Source organism: Blastococcus sp. SYSU DS1021, from assembly GCF_054050995.1.
Map to the genome: position 1 here is coordinate 1 of NZ_JBJHAL010000014.1, position 20,126 is coordinate 20,126.

General features: G+C 73.7%; 18 protein-coding genes and 3 tRNA genes. 9 read left to right on the forward strand and 12 right to left on the reverse strand.

The annotated features are described in order from the left end of the window. Positions 1-39: 39 nt before the first annotated feature. The 4 genes from ACI8AP_RS11935 to ACI8AP_RS11950 form a co-directional block, all read right to left on the reverse strand. Positions 40-696: a DUF305 domain-containing protein gene (locus ACI8AP_RS11935; RefSeq protein WP_456589563.1), complete on the reverse strand. Its 657-nt coding sequence runs from the start codon at positions 694-696 to the stop codon at positions 40-42. Between the two features lie 103 nt (positions 697-799). Next, complete coding sequence (locus ACI8AP_RS11940; protein ID WP_456589564.1) at positions 800-1,267, reverse strand: hypothetical protein; 468 nt, start codon at positions 1,265-1,267, stop codon at positions 800-802. Between the two features lie 40 nt (positions 1,268-1,307). Then, positions 1,308-4,118, reverse strand: a complete 2,811-nt coding sequence (locus ACI8AP_RS11945; protein ID WP_456589565.1) for a heavy metal translocating P-type ATPase — start codon at positions 4,116-4,118, stop codon at positions 1,308-1,310. Positions 4,119-4,304: 186 nt separating this feature from the next. Beyond that, positions 4,305-4,387: transfer RNA gene (locus ACI8AP_RS11950), tRNA-Leu, on the reverse strand. Between the two features lie 175 nt (positions 4,388-4,562). On the opposite strand from ACI8AP_RS11950, the gene ACI8AP_RS11955 reads away from it, so the two are divergent. The 7 genes from ACI8AP_RS11955 (at position 4,563) to pknB (ending at position 13,851) form a co-directional block, all read left to right on the forward strand. Further along, the gene (locus ACI8AP_RS11955) at positions 4,563-5,381 is read left to right on the forward strand and encodes an FhaA domain-containing protein (RefSeq protein WP_456589566.1); all 819 of its coding nucleotides are present in this window, start codon (positions 4,563-4,565) and stop codon (positions 5,379-5,381) included. 85 nt (positions 5,382-5,466) lie between these two features. Beyond that, positions 5,467-5,925: an FHA domain-containing protein FhaB/FipA gene (locus tag ACI8AP_RS11960; protein WP_456589567.1), complete on the forward strand. Its 459-nt coding sequence runs from the start codon at positions 5,467-5,469 to the stop codon at positions 5,923-5,925. Further along, a complete protein-coding gene (locus ACI8AP_RS11965) occupies positions 5,922-7,334 on the forward strand; it encodes a PP2C family protein-serine/threonine phosphatase (RefSeq protein WP_456589568.1) in 1,413 nt (470 codons plus the stop codon). The genes ACI8AP_RS11960 and ACI8AP_RS11965 overlap by 4 nt, the downstream gene beginning before the upstream one ends. After that, positions 7,334-8,740 (forward strand): FtsW/RodA/SpoVE family cell cycle protein, encoded by a 1,407-nt coding sequence (locus tag ACI8AP_RS11970; RefSeq protein ID WP_456589569.1) that lies wholly within the window; start codon positions 7,334-7,336, stop codon positions 8,738-8,740. Before ACI8AP_RS11965 ends, ACI8AP_RS11970 begins: the two co-directional genes overlap by 1 nt. Next, positions 8,737-10,179: a peptidoglycan D,D-transpeptidase FtsI family protein gene (locus tag ACI8AP_RS11975; RefSeq protein ID WP_456589570.1), complete on the forward strand. Its 1,443-nt coding sequence runs from the start codon at positions 8,737-8,739 to the stop codon at positions 10,177-10,179. Before ACI8AP_RS11970 ends, ACI8AP_RS11975 begins: the two co-directional genes overlap by 4 nt. Next, positions 10,179-11,915: a protein kinase domain-containing protein gene (locus ACI8AP_RS11980; RefSeq protein ID WP_456589571.1), complete on the forward strand. Its 1,737-nt coding sequence runs from the start codon at positions 10,179-10,181 to the stop codon at positions 11,913-11,915. Before ACI8AP_RS11975 ends, ACI8AP_RS11980 begins: the two co-directional genes overlap by 1 nt. A 145-nt stretch (positions 11,916-12,060) precedes the next feature. After that, complete coding sequence (gene pknB, locus ACI8AP_RS11985; protein WP_456589572.1) at positions 12,061-13,851, forward strand: Stk1 family PASTA domain-containing Ser/Thr kinase; 1,791 nt, start codon at positions 12,061-12,063, stop codon at positions 13,849-13,851. Positions 13,852-13,919: 68 nt separating this feature from the next. Here pknB and ACI8AP_RS11990 read toward each other — a convergent pair whose 3' ends face one another. Beyond that, positions 13,920-14,579, reverse strand: coding sequence for an aminodeoxychorismate/anthranilate synthase component II (locus tag ACI8AP_RS11990; RefSeq protein ID WP_456589573.1), 660 nt, complete (start codon positions 14,577-14,579; stop codon positions 13,920-13,922). 61 nt (positions 14,580-14,640) lie between these two features. Then, positions 14,641-15,339: a DUF881 domain-containing protein gene (locus ACI8AP_RS11995; RefSeq protein WP_456589574.1), complete on the reverse strand. Its 699-nt coding sequence runs from the start codon at positions 15,337-15,339 to the stop codon at positions 14,641-14,643. Between the two features lie 186 nt (positions 15,340-15,525). Between ACI8AP_RS11995 and crgA the strand changes: the two genes are divergently transcribed. After that, positions 15,526-15,798, forward strand: a complete 273-nt coding sequence (crgA, locus tag ACI8AP_RS12000) for a cell division protein CrgA (protein WP_456589575.1) — start codon at positions 15,526-15,528, stop codon at positions 15,796-15,798. Positions 15,799-16,346: 548 nt separating this feature from the next. On the opposite strand, the gene ACI8AP_RS12005 is transcribed toward crgA, so the two are convergent. Further along, complete coding sequence (locus ACI8AP_RS12005) at positions 16,347-17,507, reverse strand: thiolase family protein (RefSeq protein ID WP_456589576.1); 1,161 nt, start codon at positions 17,505-17,507, stop codon at positions 16,347-16,349. A 94-nt stretch (positions 17,508-17,601) separates the two neighbouring features. Here ACI8AP_RS12005 and ACI8AP_RS12010 point away from each other — a divergent pair, with 94 nt between their 5' ends. Further along, the gene (locus tag ACI8AP_RS12010; RefSeq protein WP_456589577.1) at positions 17,602-18,024 is read left to right on the forward strand and encodes a PH domain-containing protein; all 423 of its coding nucleotides are present in this window, start codon (positions 17,602-17,604) and stop codon (positions 18,022-18,024) included. Between the two features lie 51 nt (positions 18,025-18,075). Here ACI8AP_RS12010 and ACI8AP_RS12015 read toward each other — a convergent pair whose 3' ends face one another. The 5 genes from ACI8AP_RS12015 to ACI8AP_RS12035 form a co-directional block, all read right to left on the reverse strand. Then, on the reverse strand, positions 18,076-18,831 hold the full coding sequence (locus ACI8AP_RS12015) for a rhomboid family intramembrane serine protease (RefSeq protein WP_456589578.1): 756 nt from the start codon (positions 18,829-18,831) through the stop codon (positions 18,076-18,078). A 128-nt stretch (positions 18,832-18,959) separates the two neighbouring features. Then, entirely contained in the window at positions 18,960-19,493 is a 534-nt protein-coding gene (locus ACI8AP_RS12020; protein ID WP_456589579.1) for a peptidylprolyl isomerase, read from the reverse strand. Positions 19,494-19,577: 84 nt separating this feature from the next. After that, positions 19,578-19,650 (reverse strand) — tRNA-Ala (locus ACI8AP_RS12025). 24 nt (positions 19,651-19,674) lie between these two features. Further along, positions 19,675-19,815, reverse strand: a complete 141-nt coding sequence (locus ACI8AP_RS12030; RefSeq protein WP_456589580.1) for a DLW-39 family protein — start codon at positions 19,813-19,815, stop codon at positions 19,675-19,677. An 81-nt stretch (positions 19,816-19,896) separates the two neighbouring features. Then, positions 19,897-19,970 (reverse strand) — tRNA-Ile (locus tag ACI8AP_RS12035). Between the last annotated feature and the right edge of the window lie 156 nt (positions 19,971-20,126).

Sequence of the window (20,126 nt, forward strand, 5' to 3'; positions counted from 1 at the left end):
GCGGGGCGGGCCGGTGGGGCCCGCCCCGCCGCGGCCGGGTCAGCCGCCGAGCTCGGTGAGCAGCTGCTGCATCTCGGCGATCTCGGCGTTCTGGCTGTCGCGGATGGACTGGGCCAGCTCGAGGGCCTCCTTGTTGCGGCCGTTCGCGGAGTGCTCGGCCGCCATCTCCACCGCGCCCTGGTGGTGCACGATCATCTGCTCGAGGAACAGGCGGTCGAACTCCGGGCCGGTGGCGGACATCAGCGCGTGCATGTCGCCCTCGGACATCATCCCGCCCTCGCCGTGATCCATGCCGCCCATGCCGCCCCCCATGCCGTGGTCCATGTGGCCGCCGTCGGCGTCCCAGTCCTCCAGCCAGCCGGACATCGTCTCGATCTCGGGGTCCTGCGCGGCCTGGATGCGGGTGGCCAGGTCGAGCACGCGGGGATCGGCTGCCCGCCCTTCGGCCAGCTCGGCCATGGCGATCGCCTGCCGGTGGTGCGGAATCATGCCTCGGGCGAAGGCGACGTCGGCGTCGTTGAACTCGGCCTGCACGGCCGAGGAGTCGGCCGAGGAGTCGGCCGAGGAGCTGCTGCCGTTCATCATCGAGCCGTGCCCGACGGCGTCGGTGTCGTCGTCGGCGCAGCCGGCGAGGACGAATGCGCCGGCGAGCAGGGCGGCCGTGAGGCCGGTCAGGCGTGCGGTGGTGCGGGTCATGGTGGGTCTCTCCTGGAACTGCGGAACTGGGCCGGTGGACGTGCGCGTACACCGCCGCCGGGCCAGTCCGGTCGCTGAGGGCGGGGCGGTGCAGGCGGTCGGCCTAGATCCGCAGCAGGCAGAGGGCGTGCAGGTCCGGCGGGCGCAGCGGTGCCAGGCCCGCGGAGGCGTGCGTGCGCAGCCGCGCCCACGCCGCCGGTAGGAGCGTCAGCAGGCGGGGCAGCAGCAGGGCGACCAGCACCGCCAGCCCGGCGGCGAGCACCGCCAGGCACAGCGCCCACAGGTGCCCGACCGCTCCGGCCGGCGCGCTGCCGTGGTCGGCGGCGAGCAGGCCGGCCAGCGGGGCGGCGGCGACCATCGCGGCGGTGTCGTGGACGGTGCTGTGCGCATCGAGGCCGTGGCTCACCGCGCCGGTGCGCAGGCCGCCCTCGAGCACCCCGGTGGGGGCTGCGGCGACCGCGGCGCCGTCGGGACCGGCTGTGTGCCCGGTCCCGACGGCGGTGCACTGCAGGCCGTGCATCGCAAAGACGGCGGCCAGCAGCAGCAGCGCTGTCCAAACTCGTGCCGCCATGCCCACCCCCTCCTGAGCGAGGCTACGGCGACCGGGTCGGTCAGTGCCGGCCGGCGGCGGTCGGCTCCGCGGCCGCCCCAGAGCGCCGGGCCGGGGCCGCCGGGCCGGTGGTGACCTCGGCGACGCTGGCCTCCGGGCGCAGGTCCAGCCGCCGCAGCAGCTGGGCGTTGGACGCCACGACGACGGTGGACAGGCTCATCAGCAGCGCACCGACCTCCATCGGCAGGACGAAGCCGATCGGGGCGAGCACCCCGGCGGCCAGCGGGACCGCGATCAGGTTGTAGCCGGCGCCGGCCCAGAGGTTCTCCTGCATCTTGCGGTAGCTGGCCCGCGACAGCCGGATCACCGACACCACCGCACGCGGGTCGGAGGAGGCCAGGATGATCCCGGCGGACCCGATCGCGACGTCGGTGCCTGCACCGATCGCCAGGCCCACATCGGCGCGGGCCAGGCTCGGGGCATCGTTCACCCCGTCGCCGACCATGGCCACCGCCCGGCCCTGTTGCTGCAGGGCGGCGACCTTCTCGGCCTTGTCCTCGGGGCGCACCCCGGCGAACACCTGGTCGATGCCGAGCTCCGCAGCCACCGCGCGGGCGACCGGCTCGGCGTCACCGGTGATCATGACCACGTCGATGCCGAGCGCGTGCAGCGCGGCGACCGCCTCCCGGGACGCCGGCCGGATCTCGTCGGCCAGGGCCAGCGCCCCGACGACGTGCCCGTCGACGAGCACGTGCAGCACCGTCGCGCCCTCCTCTGCCCAGGCCCGGGTGTCGGGCAGCGGGGTCAGGCCGTGCTCGGTGAGCATGTGCGGGCCGCCGACGGCGACGGTGTGCCCTTCGACGGTGGCGGTGACCCCGACCGCGGCCGACGCGCGGAACTCCGTCGCCGGGGACACGGGAAGATTCCGCTGCCGGGCGGCGGCGACGATCGCACGCGCCAGCGGGTGCTCGCTGTCGGTCTCCGCGGCGGCGGCCAGCGCCAGGACCTCGTCCTCGGTCCGGCCGACCCCGGCGATGTGGTTGACCGCCGGCTCGCCCTTGGTGAGGGTGCCGGTCTTGTCGAAGAGCACGGTGTCGACGGTGCGCATCCGCTCCATCGCCCCGCGGTCCTTGACCAGCACGCCGCCGCGCGCGGCCCGCTCGGTCGAGATGGACACCACCAGCGGGATCGCCAGGCCCAGGGCGTGCGGGCACGCGATGACCAGCACCGTGATCACCCGAACCAGCGCGCTGTCCGGCGCGCCGTAGAGGCTCCACACGACGGCGGTGATCCCCGCGGCGGCCACGGCGAACCAGAACAACCAGCCGGCCGCCCGGTCGGCCAGCAGCTGCGCGCGCGTGGTGGAGGACTGCGCCTCGGCGACCAGCCGCTGGATGCCGGCCAGCGCGGTGTCATCCCCGACCGCGGTCACCCGCACCCGGATGGCGGTGTCCGTGGCCACCGTGCCGGCCACCACGGTGTCGCCGACCCCGCGGCGGACCGGCTTGGACTCTCCGGTGATCATCGACTCGTCCACGTCGGCGGTGCCCTCGATCACCTCGCCGTCGGCCGGCACCCGCCCACCCGGACGGATGACGACCACGTCACCGACGGCCAGCTCGGCCGGCGGCACGGTGACCACCTGGTCGCCGACGACCTTCTCCGCCTCGTCGGGCAGCAGCGCGGCCAGCGAGTCCAGCGCCGAGGAGGTCTGGGCCAGGGAGCGCATCTCCAGCCAGTGCCCGAGCAGCATGATCACGATCAGCAGCGCCAGCTCCCACCAGAAGTCCAGCTCGTGGGAGAGCGAGCCGACCGTGGCACCCCAGGAGGCGATGAACGCCACGGTGATGGCCATGCCGATGAGCAGCATCATCCCGGGCCTGCGGGTCCGGATCTCCCCGACCGCGCCGGTGAGGAAAGGCAGCCCGCCCCAGACGAAGATGACCGTGCCCAGGACCGGGGACACCCAGGTCAGACCGGGGACGTCGGGCAGCGGGTAGCCGACGATGTCGGCGAACATGCCACTGAACAGCACCGTCGGCACCGCCAGCGCCAGCATAATCCAGAACAGCCGGCGGAACATCGCCACGTGGTGACCGCCGTGACCGCCGTGACCGCCGTGACCGGCGTGCCCGCCGTGCGCCGCGTGACCGCCGTGGTCCCCCCGGCCGCCGTGGTCTTCATGCCCGCCGTGCACCGCGCGGTCGCCATGGCCGTCGGGGGCGGAGCCGGCGACGGCGCGCAGCGGGTCCTCCACGCCCAGGTGGCTGTCGCCGGGAGCGACCGGCAGTCCCTGTCCGTGCGTCGGCCCGTGGCCGGGGTCGTGGTGGTGGTGGTGGCCGGGCGCTGCCGCGTCCGTCTGCCCCGTGTGGCGGCCCGGGCGGGTCGTCGGATCTGACATGACCGTCTCCTCTGCCTCGCGCTGCTCCACCGACCGGCAGCCGAATCCCGCGGAAGACGGGTGAGTGGCAGCGCGGCGGCCCTGCACCGCCGTCAACCCTATACCCCGCCGGGGTATTTCCCCGACCCTGCTCAGCTCACGATTCAGCCGGTGACGCCGGCCGGTGGGCCGATCGTGCCGCCGTCGCGTCGGCACCGCTCCGTGTCCCAGGGCGACGAGCACGGCCGGCGGCAGGGTCAGCCGGCGGTGGACGTCGACGGGCACCCGGGTCAGCAGCGGGCTGTCGGCGGCGGCGCGGATGACAACGTGCCCGTTCTCCCGGGAGGCGACGAGCAGGGTCTGCGGCGTCCAGCCCAGTGCGCCCAGCGCCTCGCCGAGGTTGACCCGGTTCTGCGCGTCGATGCGCGGTGCGTGCGCGTGCCGGACAGCGCCGTCACGTGACAGCCGCGGCGTGCGGTCGGAGATGTGCACGACGGGGCCGGCACCTCGGCGGCGGCACCGCCACCGGCGCTGTGCGGCGCGGCCTTCGGGTGGAGCGCCCAGGTGCCCGGGTGGGCGCGCGGATGGCGGCGGTGCGGTGGCCGGTGTGGCCTGCCGTCGACGGCGCGGGACGGGGTCCCGGCCATCTGGAGGGACCGGGGAATTCCCGGTCTGGAGTGGGCAAGGGGGGAGTTGAACCCCCACGTCCTTTCGGACACACGGACCTGAACCGTGCGCGTCTGCCATTCCGCCACTTGCCCTGGCGAGGGAGAACAGTATCAGCTGGCACGCCCACCGCCGCCGGGGGGTTCCGAGACCGCTCGCCCCGCGGACGACGTGCGGGGCGTCGCGTCTTCCTGGGCGGTCATGCGCGCCCGGCCCGGCTACGATCACGGGTGGCAGAGTGGGACGTCCGGCGAGCGCAAGGGAGCGACTGTGGGTGTGCTGCAGCGCTTCGAGCGCCGGCTCGAGGGGATGGTCGGCCTCGCCTTCGCGCGCCTCTTCAAGGGCAAGGTCCACCCCGCCGAGATCGCCAAGGCGCTCCAGCGCGAGGCCGACGAGCAGCGCTCCATCCTCGGCGAGGGCCGGGTGCTGGCGCCCAACGTCTACGTCGTCCGCCTCGGGGAGACCGACTTCGAGCACCTGGGCCAGTGGTCCGACCAGCTGGCCGGAGAGCTCGCCGACATGGTCACCGAGCACATCGAGGACGAGGGCTACCAGGTCTTCGACAAGGTCACCGTCGCGCTGGAGCGGGACGACGAGCTGACCACCGGCGTCTTCGAGGTCAGCTCGCAGGTCGCCGACCCCGCGCGCCCACCGGTCCGGGCCGACGCGCCGCCGCTGGCCTCCGCCCCGGTCGCCGGCCACCCCCCGCTGCCTCCGCTCCCGCCGCTGCGCGGGCGGATGGCCACCGACACCGGGAAGCAGAACCCCTCGGTGCTCGGCCGCGCGGGCTCCCGCACGACGATGACCCACGTGCTGGTCGTCGACGGCCCGGGCACGCGGCACGAGCTCTCCACCGGCCGCAACGTCATCGGCCGGGGCACCGAGGCGGACATCCGCATCCCCGACACCGGCGTCAGCCGCAAGCACGTCGACGTCGTCCTCGACGGCGACGTCGCCACGGTGGAGGACCTCGGGTCGACCAACGGCACGCTGGTCAACGGCCGGCGCGTCAGCCGCCAGCCGCTCAGCGACGGCGACGTCATCCGCATCGGTCACTCCGTCCTCGTCTACCGGCAGGACGGGGCGTGACCGGCTCCGTGCGGTCAGGAGAATCCGGCATCCGGGAGCAGACCTCCCGCCGCGATGCCGGGCAGGTGTCTGCCGGGGTGCGGCCGTGACCGAACTCGTAGTGCAGATCTTCCGCTTCGGCTTCCTCCTGCTGCTGTGGCTGTTCATCTTCGCCGCGTTCCGCGTGGTGCGCGCCGACCTGTTCGGCGGGCGTCCGGGTCGCGTCGCCACCGTGCCGCCCCGCTCGGCCACGCCGAAGAAGCGCGGCCACCGCGGTCCCAAGTCCCTGGTGGTCACCGCCGGGCCGCTCACCGGCACCAAGATCACCCTCGGTGACCAACCCATCCTCATCGGCCGGGCCGACGACTCGACCCTGGTCCTAACCGACGACTTCGCCAGCTCCCGGCACGCCCGCCTGACCAACCGGGGCGGCCAGTGGTACGTCGAGGACCTGGGTTCGACCAACGGCACCTACCTGGACCAGCAGCGCGTGCAGGGCCCGCTGCAGGTCGCCCCCGGCCAGCCGATCCGCATCGGCCAGACCGCACTGGAGCTGCGTTCGTGACGTTGGTCCTCCGCTACGCCGCGCGCTCCGACCGCGGCCTCATCCGCGGCAACAACCAGGACTCGGTCTACGCCGGGCCCCGGCTGCTGGCCGTGGCCGACGGCATGGGCGGCCACGCCGCCGGCGACGTCGCCAGCAAGGTGGTGATCGCCGCCCTCGAGCACCTCGACGAGGACACGCCGAGCGGCGACATGCTGCAGTCGATGCGGTCCGCCGTGCACGAGGGCAGCGAGCACCTGCGCGAGGTCATCCGCGAGTCGCCGCAGCTCGAGGGCATGGGCACCACGCTCACCGCCATCCTGTTCGCCGGCGGCCGGCTCGCCCTGTGCCACGTCGGTGACACCCGGGCCTACCTGCTGCGCGACGGTGAGTTCACCCAGATCACCCACGACGACACCTTCGTGCAGAGCCTGATCGACGACGGCCGGATCACCGAGGAGGAGGCGAGCACGCACCCGCAGCGGTCCCTCCTGCTGCGCGCCCTCAACGGCCAGGAGGTCGAGCCCGACCTCTCGATGCGCGAGGCGCGCGCGGGCGACCGCTACCTGCTGTGCTCCGACGGCCTGTCCGGCGTCGTCAGCGAGGAGACCCTGGCCGAGGCGCTCAAGGACCCCGACCCGGAGGCCACCGCCGACCGGCTGATCGAGCTGGCGCTGCGCAGCGGCGGCCCGGACAACATCACCGTGATCGTCGCCGACGTCCTCGAGGACACCGGTGGCAACGGCCGGTTCGACCCGGTCGTGGACGGCGCGGCCGGCGACAACATCGGCCAGCGCGAGGTGGACCCGCGCTCGGCCGCCGGCCGAGCCGCGCTCGCCGACCAGGCCGCTGCTCCCCCGCCGCCGCCCACACTGCCGACGGGCGGCGGCCCCTCCGCCCGCCGCCGCCCGATGCGCATCCTCCTGGTGGCGGGGGCCCTTCTCACCGTGCTGGTGGCCGGGGCGATCGGTACGTACGTGTGGGCGCTCAACCACTGGTTCGTGGGCGTGAACGGCTCCGGTGACGACCGGCAGGTGGCCGTCTTCCGCGGGCTGGACGCCTCGCTGCTCGGGATGGACCTCTCCCGCCTGGACCGGGGCACCGACCTCGCGCTCAGCGACCTGACCCCGGCCGCGCGCAACCGCGTCCTCGACACCATCACCGCCGACGACTCCGAGGACGCCGAGCGGATCGTCTCCGCGCTGACCGACCAGCGGCTGCCGCTGTGCCGCACCGCCGACAGCGGCACCGCCTCGCCCACGGAGGAGCCGGCGGTGCCGCCGGCCGCCGCACCGACGACCGCCCAGGAACCGGCGCCCGGGGAGCCCGCCCTCCCCGAGGCACCCGCGGAGGAGCCGACGAGCGTGCCGTCGCCGGCGCGGACGACGACGTCGCCCGTGCCGGGGGTGGACTGCCGGGAGGCCGACTGATGCCCGGACCCGTCACCGACCCGCGTACCGCCGCGGCCGAGACGCCCACCCGGCGGGGCACCGAGGCGTTGCTGCTCGCCTTCGCCGTCCTCATCACCGTCGCGGCGCAGGCGATCGTCGACCTCACGGTCACCGGCGAACTGCGCCCGGAGATGGCCGGCTTCAGCGTGTGGATCACCGCGCTGTGGGTGGTCGCGCACCTCGTCGTCCGCCGGTGGGCGGCCTACGCCGATCCGCTGCTGCTCCCGGCCGTCGCCCTGCTCGTGGGCCTCGGCCTGGCCGTGATCCACCGCCTCGACCTGGCGGCCGGGCAGGTCGGCAGCACGGTCACCCGCGAGGACGCACCCGTGCAGCTGGTGTGGGCGACCCTGGGCGTCGCGCTCTTCGTGGCCGTCCTCGTCGTCGTCCGCGACCACCGGATCCTCTCCCGGTTCGCCTACACGCTGGCGCTGATCGGGCTGGTGCTGCTGGCCATCCCGGCCGTGCTGCCGGCGTCGATCTCGGAGGTCAACGGCGCCAAGATCTGGATCCGGGTGGCCGGCTTCTCCATCCAGCCGGGCGAGTTCGCCAAGATCTGCCTCGTCGTCTTCTTCGCCGCCTACCTGGTGGACAAGCGCGACGTGCTGGCGCTGGCCAGCCGCAAGGTCGCCGGTATCGAACTGCCCCGCGGCCGCGACCTGGGCCCGGTGCTGCTCGCCTGGATCGTCTCCATCCTGGTGCTCGTCTTCGAGCGCGACCTGGGCAGCTCGCTGCTGCTGTTCGGCATCTTCGTGGTGATGCTCTACGTCGCCACCGAGCGCGCCAGCTGGCTGTTCATCGGCCTGGGCCTGTTCGCCGGCGGCGCGTTCATCGCCTACCAGATCTTCAGCCACGTGCAGGCCCGCGTTAACACCTGGCTGGACCCGTCCGCCCACTACGACGGCGCCGGGTACCAGCTGATGCAGTCGTTGTTCGGCCTCGGCACGGGGGGGCTGTTCGGCGCCGGCCTCGGCGGCGGGCGCCCCGACCAGGTGCCGGTGGCCAAGAGCGACTTCATCGCTGCCGCCGTCGGCGAGGAACTCGGCCTCTTCGGGCTGGTCGCCGTCATCGTGGTGTACCTGATCCTGGTCGAGCGCGGCCTGCGCACCTCGCTCGTCGTCCGCGACGCCTTCGGCAAGCTGCTGGCCACCGGGCTGGCGTTCGCCATCGCCTGGCAGGTGTTCGTCGTGCTGGGCGGGGTCACCGGGCTGCTCCCGCTGACCGGGCTCACCACGCCGTTCCTGGCCTACGGCGGATCGTCGCTCGTGGCGAACTTCGTGCTCGTCGCGCTGCTGGTCCGGATCAGCGACGCCGCGCGCCGCCCGGCGACGCAGCACGCCGCCCCGGTGCGGCTCGGGGACGCCCCGACCGAGGTGGTGACCCCGTGAACGCGCCGCTGCGGCGGGTGGCGATCAGCGTGCTGGTGCTGTTCACGCTGCTGATCGTCAACGTCAACGTCATCCAGGTGGTCCGCTCGGACGATCTCCGGAGCGACACCCGCAACACCCGGGTGATCGCCGAGTCCTACGACCGGGAACGCGGTTCGATCATCGTGGCGGGCACCGAGGTCGCGATGTCCGTGCCCACCGACGGCCGGCTGGAGTACCTGCGCACCTATCCGCAGGGGCCGATGTACGCGCCGGTCACCGGGTACCACTCGCTGGTGTACGGCAACCGGTACCTGGAGAAGGTCATGAACGACGTGCTCTCCGGGGAGGACGACCGGCTGTTCGTCCGGCGCATCGCCGACCTGTTCACCGGGCGCGACCCGGCCGGCGGCGACGTCGTCCTCACCCTCGACCCCGCCGTCCAGGCGGCTGCCATGGCAGGCCTGGAGGGTGTCACCGGTGGTGTCGTCGCCCTCGACCCGCGGACCGGCGCGATCCTCGGGATGGCGAGCACGCCCACCTACGACCCGGGCCTGGTGTCCGGCCACGATCCCCAGGCCATCCGCGAGAACATGGAGGCCATCACCTCGCAGGATCCGGACCCCCGGGTGAACCGCTCGATCGCGGACAACTACCCGCCCGGGTCGCTGTTCAAGGTGATCGTCGCGGCGGCCGCCCTGCAGGAGGGGCTGGCCCCCGAGTCCGTCGTGCCGGCCCCCCGCGAGCTGCCCCTCCCGAACAGCACCCGGGTGATCCCCAACTTCGGCGGCTCGGCGTGCAGCCCCAGTGGCGAGCAGTCGCTCACCGATGCGCTGACGATCTCCTGCAACACCGCCTTCGCCCAGCTCGGCCTCGATCTCGGCGAGGAGCAGGTGCGCGAGATGGCGGAGGCGTTCGGGCTGGACGACCAGGGCCTGCAGATCCCCCTGGAGGTCGCGGCGAGCACCGTCGGTGAGATCCCCGACGACGCCGCCCTGGCCCAGGCGTCCATCGGCCAGCGCAACGTGCGCATGACGGTGCTCCAGGCGGCCATGCTGGCAGCCACCGTGGCCAACGACGGCGTGCAGATGAAGCCCTACCTGATCGACGAGCTGCGCGCGCCCGACCTCACCGTCATCGACTCGACCGACCCGGAGGAGCTCCGCGAGCCCATCTCGGCGACCGTCGCCGACCAGCTCACCGAGATGATGGTCAGCGTCGTCGCCCGCGGCTCGGGGCGGGCCGCCCGCCTCTCCGGCATCGAGGTCGCCGGCAAGACCGGCACCGCGCAGGTGCGCGAGGGCGTGCCCGACCACAACTGGTTCATGGGCTTCGCGCCCGCCGACGACCCGCAGATCGCCGTCGCCGTGTTCGTGGCCAACGGCGGCGGTACCGGCGGCGACGTCTCCGCCCCCATCGCCCGCGACGTCATGGCGGCCTGGTTCGAGGGGCGGGGCTGATGGCACTCGGCATCGGGAGCCTGCTGGCCGGTCGCTACGAGATCACCGCGCCCATCGCCACCGGCGGCATGGGGGAGGTGTGGAAGGCCCGCGACCAGGTGCTCGACCGCATCGTGGCCGCCAAGGTGCTCAAGAGCGAGTACACCAACGACCCGAGCTTCCTGGCCCGCTTCCGCAACGAGGCTCGGCACACCGCGGCCCTGTCCCACCCCAACATCGCCTCGGTCTACGACTACGGCGAGACGACCGACGACAGCGGCGTGCAGACCCTGGCGTTCCTGGTCATGGAGTACGTCGAGGGCCAGCCCCTGGTGACGATCCTCCACGAGGAGGGCCGGCTGCCCGTCGACTGGACGCTGCACGTGCTCGGCCAGGCCGCGGACGGCCTCTCCGCCGCCCACCGGGCCGGCGTGGTGCACCGCGACATCAAGCCCGGCAACCTGATCGTCCGGCCCGACGGCGTGGTGAAGCTGACCGACTTCGGCATCGCCCAGGCCCGGGACGCCGCACCGCTCACCCGCACCGGCATGGTGGTCGGCACCGCGCAGTACCTCTCCCCCGAGCAGGCCCAGGGCATGGAGGTGACCGCCGCCTCCGACGTCTACTCGCTCGGCGTCGTCGGCTTCGAGTGCCTCTCCGGCGCCCGGCCGTTCGACGGCGCCTCCCAGGTGGCGATCGCGCTGGCGCACATCAACCGGCCGCCGCCCCCGCTGCCGGGGGACATCCCGCCGGCGGTCCGCCTGCTCGTCGAGCGCGCCCTGGCGAAGGACCCGGCCGACCGGTTCACCGACGGCGGCGCGTTCGCCGAGGCGGTCCGCCGCGTCGCCGCCGGCGACTCCCTCGCCGCCTCCGTGGTCGCCCCGGCGACCGCCCCGACGCAGATCGTGGACGTCGGCGACGGACACACCCAGGTCTTCGCCACGCCGGCCGCCGGCATGCCCGCGGTGTCGCCGGCCACCGCTGGCCGTCCGATGCCGCCCCTGCACGCTGCTCCGGACGACGACGACGACTGGACGGCCGGCGACGGACCTCCCGCCCGGGGCGGCAACCGGCGCTGGGCCTGGCTGGCCGCGGCCGTCGTGGTCCTGCTGCTGGTGGCCGGCACCACGTACGTGCTGCTGTCCCGTACGGGAGCCGATCCCGGCAACGAGGACGCCGCCCCCACCACCGGCGCACCGACCACCAGCGCCGAGCCCGCCGGGATCCTGCTGGACCCGGCCCGGTACATCGGCCGGGACGCCGACGAGGTGGAGGAGGAGCTGCGGGAGGCCGGATTCACGTCGGTCTCGCAGCAGGAGGCCAGCGCGGGGCTGCTGACCGCCCTCGGCCAGGCCCTGGACGAGGGCGACGTCGCAGGCATCGATCCGTCCGGCGTCGAGGCGACCCCGGACACCCCGGTCACGCTCTACTACTCCCCCGACGAGTACGACCCCGCCGCCGGGGAGGGCAACGAGGGCGACGAGGCCGACGAGGGCGACGAGGGCGACGAGGGCGAGGAGACGGCGACCCCGACGACCACGGCGCCGCCGACCACCACGGCCCCGACGGGGACGACCGATCCTGCGGAGGAGACATCGACGAGCGCGACGAGCTCGTCGACGACCACGACGCCCCCCGCCGGCGGCACGCCTGCTCCGACGACCACGGCACCCCCGCCGCCGACGACCACCGAACCGCCCGCGCCGGAGACCGATGCCGGAGCGAGCGCCGCGCCGACCCAGGGTGACGGACAGTGACCAGCTCGGCACTCGGATCCCGGATCGCGGGGCGTTCTGCGGTTAGGCTCGCCGACGGCCAGCAGTCCGCGGCGCAGATCGCCGCGGGCACGCTCCGCACCACCGGGCCGCGCAGGCCGCACGGAACCGCCCGAGAGGACCGTCGATGACCACGCCGCAGGTGCTCGGTGAGCGCTACGAGATCGGCGGAGTCCTGGGCCGCGGTGGCATGGCCGAGGTGCACCACGGCCGCGACCTGCGCCTCGGCCGCGAGGTGGCGGTCAAGGTGCTGCGCCACGACCTGGCCCGCGACCCCTCGTTCCAGGTGCGTTTCCGCCGCGAGGCCCAGGCCTCGGCCTCCCTCAACCACCCGGCGATCGTCGCCGTCTACGACACCGGCGAGGACCGCACGCCCAGCGGCGCCACCCCGTACATCGTCATGGAGTACGTGGAGGGCGAGACCCTGCGCGACGTCCTCCGGCGGGAGGGCCGGCTGCCGATCGAGCGGGCCATGAGCCTCGCCGCGGACATCAGCGGCGCACTGGACTTCAGCCACCGCAACGGCATCGTGCACCGGGACGTGAAACCCGGGAACGTCATGATCACCCCGCAGGGCACGGTCAAGGTCATGGACTTCGGCATCGCCCGGGCCGTGTCGGACTCCGCGGCCACGATGACCTCCACGGCTGCGGTGATAGGGACCGCCCAATACCTCTCCCCCGAGCAGGCGCGCGGCGAGGGCGTGGACGCCCGGTCCGACGTCTACTCGCTGGGCTGCCTCCTCTACGAGCTCGTCACCGGGGCACCGCCGTTCACCGGTGACTCGCCGGTGTCGGTGGCCTACCAGCACGTGCGCGAGGACCCCCGCCTGCCGTCGTCGATCAACCCCGACGTGCCCCCGGAGCTGGACGCGATCCTGCTCAAGGCGATGAGCAAGAACCCGGCCAACCGGTACCAGTCGGCCGCCGAGATGCGCAACGACCTGCTCCGGGCGCTCGCCGGGCAGCGGGTCGAGGCGACGCCGGTCATGGGCGACGCCGAGAAGACCGCCATCATCGGCGCACCCGTGGGCGCCTACGCCAGCGGCCACGGCGACGACGACTGGGACGACGACGGCGATCGGCGCCGCAAGCGCCGGATCATCGCGATCGTCTCGGTGCTCGCCGTGCTCCTTCTCGGTGGCGTGATCGCCGCGGCCGTGGCCCTGACCCAGGACGACGAGGCGCCGCCGGTCGCGCAGGTGACCGTGCCCGCGTTCGCCGGGCTGGACCAGGCCACGGCCGAACAGCGGATCACCGAGGCCGGGCTCGCCGTCGGCGACGTCACGACCGAGGCGAGCGCCACCGTTCCCGAAGGGCAGGTCGTGTCGAGCACCCCGCCCAGCGGTGCGCGGGTGGATGCGGAGACCCCGGTCGACCTGGTCGTCAGCGCCGGGCCCGACACCATCCTGGTGCCGAACGTCGTCGGCCTCACCGAGGACCAGGCGCGCGCCAACCTGGAGCAGGCCGGGTTCACCAACATCTCCAGCCGGCAGGTCGACTCCATCGAGTACGACGAGGGCCGGGTGGCCGCGGTGAGCCCCGCCGAGTCCAGCCAGGCGAACCCGGATGCCGTCATCACGCTGAGCGTCTCCACCGGCACCATCGAGCTGCCCGACGTCGTCAACCGGACCGAGACGCAGGCGCGGGCCCTCCTGCAGGAGGCCGGCTTCAGCGCCGGGCAGATCGAGATCCAGAACGTCGAGCGCGACGACGTCCCGCAGGGCACCGTCGTCGAGACCGACCCGTCGGCCGGGCAGGACGTCGGCTCGGGGGACACCATCACGCTCCGCGTGGCCGTCCCCACGCCGCCGGAGCAGCCGGCCACGCCCACCACCACGACCACCCCGTCCGTTCCGCCCACACAGCCGGAGACGCCGGACACGCAGGACCCGGAGGACGACGAGACCGGCGGCTAGCGCGACCAGCCACCCGGACGCCGAGCAGGGCCCCTCCCACCGGGAGGGGCCCTGCTCGCGTACGTGGCTCAGGCGGTGGCGGAGCTCAGCCGCTCGGCGCTCGCCGTGGCGGCGGCCACCACGTCCTCCTCGGGCGCCAGACCGCAGGCGGCGAGCCACGTCGCGAGCATCCGGTGCCCCCCCTCGGTGAGCACCGACTCGGGGTGGAACTGGACGCCCTCGATGGGCAGCTCCCGGTGCCGCAGCGCCATCACCAGGCCCGAAGGCGTGTGCCCGGTGACCTCCAGCTCGTCCGGCACCGTGGCGGGGTCGACGGCCAGGGAGTGGTACCGGGTCGCGGTGAACGGCGACGGCAGACCGGCGAGGACGCCGTGGCCCTCGTGCACCACCTGGCTGGTCTTGCCGTGCAGCAGCTCCGGGGCCCGCACGATCTCCGCACCGAACGCCTCGGCGATGGCCTGGTGCCCGAGACAGACCCCGAGGACGGGGGTGCCCTGCTCGGCGGCGGCCCGGACCATCGGCACGGTCACGCCGGCATCGACCGGGGCGCCGGGGCCTGGGGAGAGGAGCACACCGGCGACGTCCAGGTCGGGCAGCTCGTCGACGGTCACCGCGTCGTTGCGCCGCACCACGCAGCGCACACCGAGCTGCCCGAGGTACTGCACGAGGTTGTAGACGAAACTGTCGAAGTTGTCGACGACGAGGACCGGACGGTCGGCGGCGGTCATCGCGGTCGGGCTCCTCGCTGGGCGGTCGGCGGCACGGGACAGCGGCAGTACGGCAGCCGGTTCAGTCGGCGGTGGCGTACTGCAGCGTGAGGCCGCCATCGTAGGCGGGCACCGTCACCTGGGGCCGTTCGCGTACCTCGAACGTGAGGCCGAAGGCCGCGACCGCCTGCTCGAAGACCGCGACCTGCGGCGAGGCGTCCAGCGCCGCCTCCACGGCGGTGGCGTCGACGACGGCGGTGACCACGAACGGCGGGGAGTAGGTGCGCCCGCGCAGCAGCAGGGTGTTCCCCACGCAGCGCACAGCGCTCGTGGAGATGAGCCGCTGGTCCATGATCGCCACGCCGTCGGCGCCGGCCGCCCAGACGGCGTTCACGACCGCCTGCACGTCGCTCTGGTGGATGACCAGGTCGTCGGGGCGGGCGCCGCTGGGCAGGGTGCCGTCGGACCGCTGCGGCGCGTCGTCGAGGGTGATGACCACCCCCGCGCCCGCGACCGGTGTCAGGCCCGCAGCCTCGGCGCCGGCCTCGCCGCGGGCCTGAGCCTCGGCGACGGCGCCGTCCCGGCTCGCGACCTGCTCGGTGAGCCGCTGCACCTGCTCCTGCAGCTCGGCCAGCTGGCGTTCCTGCCGGGCCACCGCGGCGTCGCGCTCCTCCACCAGCTGGGAGAGCTGGGTGACCTCACCGGCGCGCAGGTCGTTGCCCTGAGCGGTCCGGCCCGACGTGGCGAAGAGCAGCCCGGCCGCGAGAGCGACCACGGGCACGAGCGCGCTCCAGGGCGACACGCGGTGTCCGGACGACGACCAGCGGGCCACGGGCACCTCCTCCGGCCGGGACCGACGTCGGCGCGTACGGGTGAGGCACCGGTGCCGACGTCGTTCCGAAGTTTAGTCTGGGTGACAGTTTCCGGTCGGGGAGGACGAGCCCGGCCCCCGGGAGGGAGTAGGCACGTGCCCAAGTCGAAGGTGCGCAAGAAGTCGGTGTACACGCCGCCGGAGGACGTGCTCCGTTCCCGGGGCACGCAGTCGAAGGCGTTGCAGCCCAGCCCGCGCTGGTACGCGCCGGTGATGGTGACCCTCATGCTGCTGGGGCTGCTCTGGATCGTCGTCTACTACGTGGCCGGCGACCGGATCCCCCTGATGGTCTCGCTGTCGGCGTGGAACTTCGCCATCGGCTTCGGCGTCATGGTGGCCGGTCTGATCATGTCGATGCGCTGGCGATAGCGGACCGACCGGTCCCGCGCCCGCGAGGCCCCGTTCGAGGCCCCCGTCCCCCACCAGGGACGGGGGCCTCGGTCGTCGTGGAGCACTTCCGGCCGCCATGTGGACGCTGTGCACAGCCATCGGCTCCGTCCACAGGTCGACATGGCGCCCCGCCCCCAGGCTTGTCCACCGAGTGTGGAGGGAGCGCGCGGGCGGGAACGCGCCTGACCTGCGGTTTCTCTACCGATGGTGCTCGTGTGACAGGACGTCCAACGGCGTAACTACAGACGTGTGAGTCTGTCCCCAGCTGTGTACTCAGCTGTGGACGAGTCGACATGTCCGTGCGTCACCGACGCCGACCGTGCGGCGGTCGTACCCGCCCTGACCTGCGCATACACCCGGTCGGGGCGCTCTCTGGACGGACCCGTCCGGGTCACCGGACGTCACCGGCCGAGCACGGACAGCGGTCCCGGCGGTGGACGACCACCAGCCCGGGACGACGCCAGCCCCCAGCCGGAGGGCCGGGGGCTGGCGCGGAGGCACCGGGATCGGCGCAGAGGTGGGACCGGTCAGGCGTCGAGCAGCTCCAGGATCGTCGCGTTGGCCGTGCCGCCGCCCTCGCACATCGTCTGCAGGCCGTAGCGGGTGCCCGTGGCCTGCATGTGGTGGACGAGCGTGGTCATGATGCGGGCGCCCGAGCCACCCAGCGGGTGGCCCAGCGCGATCGCACCACCGAGGGGGTTCAGCCGGCCGGCGTCGGCCCCGGTGTCGGCCATCCAGGCCAGGGGGACCGGGGCGAACGCCTCGTTGACCTCGAACACGCCGATGTCGTCGACCGACAGGCCGGAGCGCGCCAGCACCTTCTGCGTCGCCGGGATCGGCGCGGTCAGCATGATCACCGGGTCGTCACCGGCCATCACCGTCGTGTGGATGCGCACGAGGGGCCGCAGCCCCAGCGCGCGCGCCTTCTCGCTGGTGGTCACCAGCAGTGCCGCCGAGCCGTCGGAGATCTGGCTGGCGTTGCCAGCGCTGATCACCCCGTCCTCCTTGAACGGGGTCTTCAGCGAGGCCAGCTTCTCCAGGGTGCCGCCGGGCCGGATGCCCTCGTCGGCGCTGACCACCGTGCCGTCGTCGAGGGTGACCGGGGCGATCTCCTCGTCGAAGGCGCCGTCGGCCTGCGCCTTCGCCGCCTTCTCGTGGGAGGCCAGGGCGAACTCGTCGAGCTGGGTGCGGGAGAAGCCCCAGCGCTCGGCGATCATCTCGGCGCCGATGCCCTGGTTGGGGTAGACGCCGTCGTACCGCTCGAGGAAGCGCGGGCCCAGTGGCTTGCCAGCGATGCCGTCCGCCCGGGCCGACCCCATGGGCACCCGGCTCATCGACTCCACGCCGCCGGCGACGACGACGTCGGCCTGGCCGCTGATGACCGTGGCCGCGGCGAAGGCGACGGCCTGCTGCGAGGACCCGCACTGCCGGTCGATCGTGGTGCCGGGCACCGACTCGGGCCAGCCGGCGGCCAGGGGTGCGTTGCGGCCGATGTTGAACGTCTGCTCCCCGACCTGGCTCACGCAGCCCCAGAAGACGTCCTCGACGACGGCCGGGTCGATCCCCGAGCGCTCGGCGAGTGCGTTGAGCACGTGCGCGGAGAGGTCGACCGCGTGCACGCCGGACAGCCCTCCCCCGCGCTTCCCCACCGGTGTACGGACGGCGGCACAGATGACGGCATCACGCATGGACCCACTCCTCGTCGACGACGATCCGGCGCGGCCGGGACCGGCCACCCCGCCGCGATCGTATGTTCCACGTCACCCCTGGCAGGCTGGCGGCGTGCACTGGTCCCCTCCGGCCTACGTCCCGGCGGTCCTCGCAGCGGGCGCCGCGCTGCTCGGGGCGGCCACCCTGCTGCTGGATGCGCCCGGCCGGCTGCTGGTGGGCGGCGCGGCCCTGCTGCTGCTCGGGCTCGCCGCTCGCGAGGCGCTGCTGCGGCCTCGGCTGGCCACCGGCCCCGACGGCGTGACGGTGCGCACGCTGACCGGCACCCGCGTGCTCCCGTGGGGGCTGCTGCGCGTGCACGTGCGCAGCGCCCGCCGCTGGGGGACGACGGTGCGCACCCTGGAGCTGGAGGCACCTGCCGCGGGCGACGACGACGGGGTGCTCGTCATCCTGGGCCGGTGGGACCTGGGCGCGGACCCCGCGACGGTGGCCGGCGAGCTGGCGCAGCTGCACCCACGGGGCGGCCCGGCGACGTGATCTCGCGGACCGCCGGGCCGCCGGGCCGCCGCTGCGCCGGCGCCGTCGTGGTCAGGCCGCCCCGACGTGGGAGACGCCGAGGGCCAGCGCGACCAGGAGCACGGCCAGCAGCCCGATGCCGATCGCCTGGACCGCCGTCCTCCGCCGTGTGCCGACGAACAGGGCGGCAACGGCCGCGCCGGTGACGAGGCCGCCCAGGTGGCCCAGGAGCGAGACCCCGGGCAGGAAGCTGATGAAGATGTTGATCCCCAGCAGCACGAGGATGCCGCGCACGTCCTGCCGACGCAGCACCATGAGGACGCCCAGGGCCCCCAGGAGGCCGTAGATGGCCGTCGAGGCGCCTGCGACCGGCCGGGTGAAGTCCCCGAACAGCTGGATGGCCGTGGAGCCGCCCAGCGCCGACACGAAATAGAGCGCCAGGAACCGCAGGCGGCCGAGCTGGCGCTCCAGCTCGGAGCCGAAGATCAGCAGGGCCAGCATGTTGAGCACCAGGTGCACCAGGCCGATGTGCAGGAAGGTGGCCGTCAGCAGCCGCCACGGCTCCCCCAGCTCCACCAGCAGCGGGTACTGGGACAGGGCGGTGAACACCGGGGAGCGGTAGTTCTCCAGCGGGGCGTTGCCGACCAGGCCGGCCGAGACCGCCGTCACCAGGAACATGACGACGTTGACCGCGATCAGCGTCAGCGTGACGCTGCCCCAGCGCGACGCCGCGGCGGAGACGCCGGAGGTGCGCCGGGGGGCGCGGACCGAGGCAGCGCCCGCGCGCACGCACTCCGGGCACTGGAAGCCCACCGACGCCGGGATCATGCAGTCGGGGCAGATGGGCCGGCCGCACCGCGCGCACGAGATGCCCGTGGGCCGCTCGGGATGCCGGTAGCAGGCCGGCGGCGGGGGCGGCGGCTGGTCGGCCGCGCCCCCGCCGTGCGGTTCCGTGCTCAGCTGCGCTGCACCTCGACGGACTCGATCACCACGTCCTCGACGGGGCGGTCGTTGCGGCCGGTGGGCACGGCGGCGATCCGGTCGACGACCTCGCGGCTGGGCTGGTCGGCGACCTCACCGAAGATCGTGTGCTTGCCGGTCAGCCACGTGGTGGGGGCCACGGTGATGAAGAACTGCGAGCCGTTCGTGCCCGGGCCCGCGTTGGCCATGGCCAGCAGGTAGGGCTTGGTGAAGGCCAAGTCGGGGTGGATCTCGTCGCCGAACTGGTAGCCCGGACCGCCGATGCCCTGACCGAGCGGGTCGCCGCCCTGGATCATGAAGCCGGGGATGATCCGGTGGAAGATCGTGCCGTCGTAGAGCTTGTCCGTCGTCTTCTCGCGGGTCGCGGGGTGCGTCCACTCGCGGGCGCCCTCGGCGAGGTCGGCGAAGTTGGCGACCGTCTTGGGGGCGTGGTCGGGGAAGAGGTCCACGGTGATGTCGCCGTGGTTGGTGTGCAGGACCGCGCGGCGGGCGGGAGTCGATTCAGTCACGGCTCCACTCTCCCACCGCCGTGCCGGCCGGGTGTCGCGGGGCCGGTTTCACGTGGAGCCAGGACGCCGGGCTGGCGCCAGGGGTGGAGACGAGGGGAATCGAACCCCTAACCCCCGCCTTGCAAAGGCGGTGCTCTGCCAATTGAGCTACGTCCCCGGGCGGCCGTGGTCGGCCGGTGGTTCAGCGGGTGGGCGTGCTGACCGCGCCCGGACCGCTCGTCGCCTCGCGCCAGAGGTCGGCCTCGGTGCGGCCGGCCGACCGCTTCCGGACGGCGGCGAGTGCACCGGCCGCAGCGGCGGCGAGCGCCAGCTTCTTCAGCACGCGGAGAACCTCCTCGGGCGCTTCGCTCGCCGCGGGGGCGACGTGCGGGTCACTCGGAACCGTGAGGCTCCGATGCACGGGTGGGCCTGGGAGGACTTGAACCTCCGGCCTCATCCTTATCAGGGATGCGCTCTAACCGCCTGAGCTACAGGCCCGTGAACCTCGAAAAGCGTACCTGACCCCTGGAGCGCTCCCTGCAGGGGGCCCACTCGCACGGAGTGCTCCCCCGTCCGCGCCGGCTCACGGGCCCGCCTTCGGCGAACTCGGGCCCTGCGCCGGCCCCTGGACCCCCGCTTCCCCCGCGCCGGCCC